The organism is Bacillus sp. MYb78 (assembly GCF_002975115.1).
Taxonomy (GTDB): Bacteria; Bacillota; Bacilli; order Bacillales; family Bacillaceae_G; genus Bacillus_A; species Bacillus_A cereus.
Map to the genome: position 1 here is coordinate 1 of NZ_PCOB01000046.1, position 7,760 is coordinate 7,760.

Genomic DNA, 7,760 nt, shown 5'->3' on the forward strand with positions numbered 1-7,760 from the left:
CAAGTCTCGATTCAGCAATTGCTTAAGCTGCCAGCGGAATGCTTTCATCCTAAACCAAAAGTAAACAGTGTCTTAATAAAACTTACCCGCCATACCACAGATGTTCCAGATAAATATTGGAAGCTATATACGTACTTTGTTTCAAAATGGGTCAATCGAGAATATCGTCAACTGTTTACTAAAAATCAGTTTCATCAAGCAATGAAACACGCCAAAGTAAACAATTTAAGTACCATTACTTATGAGCAAGTATTGTCTATTTTTAATAGTTATCTATTATTTAACGGGAGGAAATAATTCTATGAGTCGCTTTTTTAAATTTGGAAAGTTACACGTTACTAAAGGGAATGGAGATAAATTATTAGATATACTACTGACAGCTTCCAAGAAGCTAAAGAGGTCCCTAGCGCCTACGGGGAATTTGGGGTACATTGAAAAAGGAAGAGTATGAGTATTCAACATTTCCGTGTCGCCCTTATTCCCTTTTTTGCGGCATTTTGCCTTCCTGTTTTTGCTCACCCAGAAACGCTGGTGAAAGTAAAAGATGCTGAAGATCAGTTGGGTGCACGAGTGGGTTACATCGAACTGGATCTCAACAGCGGTAAGATCCTTGAGAGTTTTCGCCCCGAAGAACGTTTTCCAATGATGAGCACTTTTAAAGTTCTGCTATGTGGCGCGGTATTATCCCGTATTGACGCCGGGCAAGAGCAACTCGGTCGCCGCATACACTATTCTCAGAATGACTTGGTTGAGTACTCACCAGTCACAGAAAAGCATCTTACGGATGGCATGACAGTAAGAGAATTATGCAGTGCTGCCATAACCATGAGTGATAACACTGCGGCCAACTTACTTCTGACAACGATCGGAGGACCGAAGGAGCTAACCGCTTTTTTGCACAACATGGGGGATCATGTAACTCGCCTTGATCGTTGGGAACCGGAGCTGAATGAAGCCATACCAAACGACGAGCGTGACACCACGATGCCTGTAGCAATGGCAACAACGTTGCGCAAACTATTAACTGGCGAACTACTTACTCTAGCTTCCCGGCAACAATTAATAGACTGGATGGAGGCGGATAAAGTTGCAGGACCACTTCTGCGCTCGGCCCTTCCGGCTGGCTGGTTTATTGCTGATAAATCTGGAGCCGGTGAGCGTGGGTCTCGCGGTATCATTGCAGCACTGGGGCCAGATGGTAAGCCCTCCCGTATCGTAGTTATCTACACGACGGGGAGTCAGGCAACTATGGATGAACGAAATAGACAGATCGCTGAGATAGGTGCCTCACTGATTAAGCATTGGTAACTGTCAGACCAAGTTTACTCATATATACTTTAGATTGATTTAAAACTTCATTTTTAATTTAAAAGGATCTAGGTGAAGATCCTTTTTGATAATCTCATGACCAAAATCCCTTAACGTGAGTTTTCGTTCCACTGAGCGTCAGACCCCGTAGAAAAGATCAAAGGATCTTCTTGAGATCCTTTTTTTCTGCGCGTAATCTGCTGCTTGCAAACAAAAAAACCACCGCTACCAGCGGTGGTTTGTTTGCCGGATCAAGAGCTACCAACTCTTTTTCCGAAGGTAACTGGCTTCAGCAGAGCGCAGATACCAAATACTGTTCTTCTAGTGTAGCCGTAGTTAGGCCACCACTTCAAGAACTCTGTAGCACCGCCTACATACCTCGCTCTGCTAATCCTGTTACCAGTGGCTGCTGCCAGTGGCGATAAGTCGTGTCTTACCGGGTTGGACTCAAGACGATAGTTACCGGATAAGGCGCAGCGGTCGGGCTGAACGGGGGGTTCGTGCACACAGCCCAGCTTGGAGCGAACGACCTACACCGAACTGAGATACCTACAGCGTGAGCTATGAGAAAGCGCCACGCTTCCCGAAGGGAGAAAGGCGGACAGGTATCCGGTAAGCGGCAGGGTCGGAACAGGAGAGCGCACGAGGGAGCTTCCAGGGGGAAACGCCTGGTATCTTTATAGTCCTGTCGGGTTTCGCCACCTCTGACTTGAGCGTCGATTTTTGTGATGCTCGTCAGGGGGGCGGAGCCTATGGAAAAACGCCAGCAACGCGGCCTTTTTACGGTTCCTGGCCTTTTGCTGGCCTTTTGCTCACATGTTCTTTCCTGCGTTATCCCCTGATTCTGTGGATAACCGTATTACCGCCTTTGAGTGAGCTGATACCGCTCGCCGCAGCCGAACGACCGAGCGCAGCGAGTCAGTGAGCGAGGAAGCGGAAGAGCGCCCAATACGCAAACCGCCTCTCCCCGCGCGTTGGCCGATTCATTAATGCAGCTGGCACGACAGGTTTCCCGACTGGAAAGCGGGCAGTGAGCGCAACGCAATTAATGTGAGTTAGCTCACTCATTAGGCACCCCAGGCTTTACACTTTATGCTTCCGGCTCGTATGTTGTGTGGAATTGTGAGCGGATAACAATTTCACACAGGAAACAGCTATGACCATGATTACGCCAAGCTTTTATTTGTATAGTTCATCCATGCCATGTGTAATCCCAGCAGCTGTTACAAACTCAAGAAGGACCATGTGGTCTCTCTTTTCGTTGGGATCTTTCGAAAGGGCAGATTGTGTGGACAGGTAATGGTTGTCTGGTAAAAGGACAGGGCCATCGCCAATTGGAGTATTTTGTTGATAATGGTCTGCTAGTTGAACGCTTCCATCTTCAATGTTGTGTCTAATTTTGAAGTTAACTTTGATTCCATTCTTTTGTTTGTCTGCCATGATGTATACATTGTGTGAGTTATAGTTGTATTCCAATTTGTGTCCAAGAATGTTTCCATCTTCTTTAAAATCAATACCTTTTAACTCGATTCTATTAACAAGGGTATCACCTTCAAACTTGACTTCAGCACGTGTCTTGTAGTTCCCGTCATCTTTGAAAAATATAGTTCTTTCCTGTACATAACCTTCGGGCATGGCACTCTTGAAAAAGTCATGCTGTTTCATATGATCTGGGTATCTCGCAAAGCATTGAACACCATAACCGAAAGTAGTGACAAGTGTTGGCCATGGAACAGGTAGTTTTCCAGTAGTGCAAATAAATTTAAGGGTAAGTTTTCCGTATGTTGCATCACCTTCACCCTCTCCACTGACAGAAAATTTGTGCCCATTAACATCACCATCTAATTCAACAAGAATTGGGACAACTCCAGTGAAAAGTTCTTCTCCTTTACTCATTTTAATAAACCTCCTTTCTCTAGACCCCAAGAAGCTAATTATAACAAGACGAACTCCAATTCACTGTTCCTTGCATTCTAAAACCTTAAATACCAGAAAACAGCTTTTTCAAAGTTGTTTTCAAAGTTGGCGTATAACATAGTATCGACGGAGCCGATTTTGAAACCACAATTATGATAGAATTTACAAGCTATAAGGTTATTGTCCTGGGTTTCAAGCATTAGTCCATGCAAGTTTTTATGCTTTGCCCATTCTATAGATATATTGATAAGCGCGCTGCCTATGCCTTGCCCCCTGAAATCCTTACATACGGCGATATCTTCTATATAAAAGATATATTATCTTATCAGTATTGTCAATATATTCAAGGCAATCTGCCTCCTCATCCTCTTCATCCTCTTCGTCTTGGTAGCTTTTTAAATATGGCGCTTCATAGAGTAATTCTGTAAAGGTCCAATTCTCGTTTTCATACCTCGGTATAATCTTACCTATCACCTCAAATGGAATTCACTGGCCGTCGTTTTACAACGTCGTGACTGGGAAAACCCTGGCGTTACCCAACTTAATCGCCTTGCAGCACATCCCCCTTTCGCCAGCTGGCGTAATAGCGAAGAGGCCCGCACCGATCGCCCTTCCCAACAGTTGCGCAGCCTGAATGGCGAATGGCGCCTGATGCGGTATTTTCTCCTTACGCATCTGTGCGGTATTTCACACCGCATATGGTGCACTCTCAGTACAATCTGCTCTGATGCCGCATAGTTAAGCCAGCCCCGACACCCGCCAACACCCGCTGACGCGCCCTGACGGGCTTGTCTGCTCCCGGCATCCGCTTACAGACAAGCTGTGACCGTCTCCGGGAGCTGCATGTGTCAGAGGTTTTCACCGTCATCACCGAAACGCGCGAGACGAAAGGGCCTCGTGATACGCCTATTTTTATAGGTTAATGTCATGATAATAATGGTTTCTTAGACGTCAGGTGGCACTTTTCGGGGAAATGTGCGCGGAACCCCTATTTGTTTATTTTTCTAAATACATTCAAATATGTATCCGCTCATGAGACAATAACCCTGATAAATGCTTCAATAATCCATCCTCCAAAGTTGGAGAGTGAGTTTTATGTCGCAAATATTAATGTTTCTGGTGAACCTTATCAAATTTTCGTTGATTTAATAGAAACATAGCGGTAAAATTAGCAGTAACTTAATAGAACGGAAATGAAAAAAGCCACTCTCATATGCTATTGGCTACCAACCTTTAGCGAGAATGACTTAATCCTGTACAGCCATACAGGACTTCGACTTATAAGAGGCGCCAACTTCAAATAAGTTATTTGCCTTGTTTTCGCGAACAAGGCTTATTAGATACACCTATTGTACCGTTACTCTACGAATATTTCAACTAGTAATTACTAGCATTGTCATATACATAATAAAACGGATATAAAAGGGCGTTTTCTATACCTAGAAGTCTTGTAAATGTACAGGGCGTTTAGATATAGAGAACGCCCTTTTTGTGTTCCGTTCCAGTGGAAGCTACCACTTTAAAAAGATGGTCTAGTGTAGCCAATGCAGGAGAGTACACTCGGATATCAGTTGTCGTTGCATTCAACTGTCTGACGTAAGCGAGGTAAAGGACACAAGCCTTGCATAAAACAAGCCTACGGGATGTAAATCCTAATAATGATGATAACCAAGACGTTAGCGGCAAAAAGTGTTGGGGGTTCAAAATAAGACATGATTGTGCGACTGGAGTTAAACAGTTACTCGTAAGCGGCGATCATGACACTGATTCACGGCTATTCTTGTACAAGCTAGCTTTATTACAAGGATATGCGGGTTATATAGCGAATCACCCGAAAGGGAACGGTGTTGGGCGTGAGAAACGCACCGTACGGCGCAATACAATGCCAATAAGCTATATACGGACGGTATAGTAGTTTTGTAAGCTATAACCGTTTGTCGTCAATGCAACCAATCTCAATTCGAGACCTCGGCATCTAAGCCAGTACGAATGAGTGGGCGTTTTAACCTCGTAAATTTTCAACAGGGGTTACTATGCCCAAAACTACATTCAGATTTCCTAACAAACTCGCCAGTATGAAAACCTTAAGACCTTAAAGTCAAGGGATTTGAAGGATTTTAACCTCGATTAGCAAAAAATGTAGAGTACTGAAGCAACTACCATTAACTAAGATAGTGGGGGATTGAGGAAGAATCCAGAGCTGTTTAAATCAAGTGAAAGACAAGATGAAATTAAAAGAATAGTGAAAGATAGGGGAGTGGTTCTCTATGAGAAAGGAAATGGCTAGAGAACAAAGGCAGCGGTTTATTGATCTATTGTTAGACTTTATGGTAAAGAATCCTCATTTATTTGTTAATGGTACAGAGGATGAAAGTAATAATGTTGTTACAAAATGTAATAGTGATATTAAAGAGGTTGCGGAGTCATATTTAACTCTTTTATAGTGAGAGGGTTAAAACTAATTAATATGTATTAAGGCCCAATGTTGGAATTATTGTATTTCACTAGGCAACCTACTTACTAAAAGTAAGATTATCCATTAGTGGATGTTATAATATTGGGTTTTTTAACACAATAATCATCGCCTTTCGGTGTCGTTTGATAGAAAAGTAACCATTAGCGATGAAAAAGTCAATATAAAAAGCCATCCGTAAAAAACGGATGGCTTACCGTACATAGGATCGTTGGTAGGGCGGCGTATCCTACATCTCTGGTAACTTACCTAGCCAATCAAATGCTTGAGAACGGCGGTTAGATAAGCGCGTGGGGAACCTTTCCCACCTCAAAGATCCTATATCATTATTATGTTACTTTCTACAGGTAGTATACCATGTTCTTATATTTTAGTAAACTCCCCGTTAGCTTAACAGGTCTTTGTAAGCAATTAAACGTCCACTATTCAATCGTCTTTGGATTTTCGCAGGACCGTTTTTTAGATCGAACATAGTTGATAAGAACAAATAACCGCTTGGGTCCAACTTTATAGCAATTAGTATATGGTCATTTAAAATCTTTACCAATTCAACGCTATTAGGTTCTTTAGGATTTTGCCCGACATAGTCGGGGTGTTCAACGATATCTTTTATGTGCGATGAATATTTTTCATAAATACCAGGATGTTGTTTCTTTACGTGCTTTATAAATCCGGGAAACATTTTTACATCGTTAGAAGTGCAAGTCAAGTTATATGTATCTATAATGATTTGTGGAAGTTTTGCCACAACAGTTGGTTTATTTACAATCTTTTTTTTATTAGCCGTCAAATTTCTCCCTCATCTCGTCTCTTTATATCTTTATTTTATCATAAAGGAGTATTTGAACCGTCGCGCGGGACAGGTTTATGATAGGGATATTTTATTGAATAATTGATGGTATAAGGGACTTTCATGCTTGGAAAGTGGGGATTATGAATTAGATGCTTGTCCACAATATGTTCCAATGTAATTAAAATTTATGTTCCCACCTTGACCAAACATCACGTCCATACTTAAATCGTCCCTCCTTTAATAGGTAAAATATTAATTTACCTTAATAAAAAAATAATGGATAATAGTATTCGTCTGAATTTATATAATCAGGGGGAACTATTGATGCTGGGGATACTATTTACAGCGGCGCCATCTACTGATGTCGTAAAGGATTTGCAAGATAAAGTTATATCATTGCAGGATCATGAGGTAGCGTTTTTGAACACCACGATATCTAATATGTTGATCCCCGAAGCAAACTTAAGAGTGTGTTGATAGTGCAGTATCTTAAAATTTTGTGTATAATAGGAATTGAAGTTAAATTAGATGCTAAAAATTTGTAATTAAGAAGGAGGGATTCGTCATGTTGGTATTCCAAATGCGTAATGTAGATAAAACATCTACTGTTTTGAAACAGACTAAAAACAGTGATTACGCAGATAAATAAATACGTTAGATTAATTCCTACCAGTGACTAATCTTATGACTTTTTAAACAGATAACTAAAATTACAAACAAATCGTTTAACTTCTGTATTTATTTACAGATGTAATCACTTCAGGAGTAATTACATGAACAAAAATATAAAATATTCTCAAAACTTTTTAACGAGTGAAAAAGTACTCAACCAAATAATAAAACAATTGAATTTAAAAGAAACCGATACCGTTTACGAAATTGGAACAGGTAAAGGGCATTTAACGACGAAACTGGCTAAAATAAGTAAACAGGTAACGTCTATTGAATTAGACAGTCATCTATTCAACTTATCGTCAGAAAAATTAAAACTGAACATTCGTGTCACTTTAATTCACCAAGATATTCTACAGTTTCAATTCCCTAACAAACAGAGGTATAAAATTGTTGGGAGTATTCCTTACCATTTAAGCACACAAATTATTAAAAAAGTGGTTTTTGAAAGCCATGCGTCTGACATCTATCTGATTGTTGAAGAAGGATTCTACAAGCGTACCTTGGATATTCACCGAACACTAGGGTTGCTCTTGCACACTCAAGTCTCGATTCAGCAATTGCTTAAGCTGCCAGCGGAATGCTTTCATCCTAAAC

Annotated in this window: 7 protein-coding genes and 2 pseudogenes; 6 read left to right on the forward strand and 3 right to left on the reverse strand. The window is 41.0% G+C overall.

Annotated elements, in window-relative coordinates; genetic code table 11:
- The coding region (locus tag CQ064_RS32395; RefSeq protein WP_219845035.1) for an rRNA adenine N-6-methyltransferase family protein at window positions 1-297 on the forward strand (297 nt) is incomplete at its 5' end.
- 150 nt (window positions 298-447) lie between these two features.
- On the forward strand, window positions 448-1,308 hold the full coding sequence (locus tag CQ064_RS32405) for a broad-spectrum class A beta-lactamase TEM-116 (RefSeq protein WP_000027050.1): 861 nt from the start codon (window positions 448-450) through the stop codon (window positions 1,306-1,308).
- Window positions 1,309-2,487: 1,179 nt separating this feature from the next.
- On the opposite strand, the gene CQ064_RS32420 is transcribed toward CQ064_RS32405, so the two are convergent.
- Window positions 2,488-3,204 (reverse strand): green fluorescent protein, encoded by a 717-nt coding sequence (locus tag CQ064_RS32420; RefSeq protein ID WP_012569506.1) that lies wholly within the window; start codon window positions 3,202-3,204, stop codon window positions 2,488-2,490.
- Between the two features lie 77 nt (window positions 3,205-3,281).
- Window positions 3,282-3,711: pseudogene (locus CQ064_RS32425) on the reverse strand (GNAT family N-acetyltransferase).
- Here CQ064_RS32425 and CQ064_RS33850 point away from each other — a divergent pair.
- Both CQ064_RS33850 and CQ064_RS33855 read left to right on the forward strand, forming a co-directional pair.
- Window positions 3,673-3,873: pseudogene (locus CQ064_RS33850) on the forward strand (hypothetical protein); the annotation flags it as partial. The pseudogenes CQ064_RS32425 and CQ064_RS33850 overlap by 39 nt on opposite strands.
- Window positions 3,874-5,492: 1,619 nt before the next feature.
- A complete protein-coding gene (locus tag CQ064_RS33855) occupies window positions 5,493-5,669 on the forward strand; it encodes a hypothetical protein (RefSeq protein WP_003319293.1) in 177 nt (58 codons plus the stop codon).
- Between the two features lie 414 nt (window positions 5,670-6,083).
- Here CQ064_RS33855 and CQ064_RS32440 read toward each other — a convergent pair whose 3' ends face one another.
- Entirely contained in the window at window positions 6,084-6,488 is a 405-nt protein-coding gene (locus tag CQ064_RS32440; RefSeq protein WP_000126335.1) for a PBECR3 domain-containing polyvalent protein, read from the reverse strand.
- Between the two features lie 568 nt (window positions 6,489-7,056).
- Between CQ064_RS32440 and CQ064_RS32455 the strand changes: the two genes are divergently transcribed.
- Window positions 7,057-7,140, forward strand: coding sequence for a 23S rRNA methyltransferase attenuation leader peptide (locus tag CQ064_RS32455; protein ID WP_001814874.1), 84 nt, complete (start codon window positions 7,057-7,059; stop codon window positions 7,138-7,140).
- Window positions 7,141-7,264: 124 nt separating this feature from the next.
- On the forward strand, window positions 7,265-7,760 hold a 496-nt coding region (locus CQ064_RS32460), incomplete at its 3' end, for an rRNA adenine N-6-methyltransferase family protein (RefSeq protein WP_105559734.1).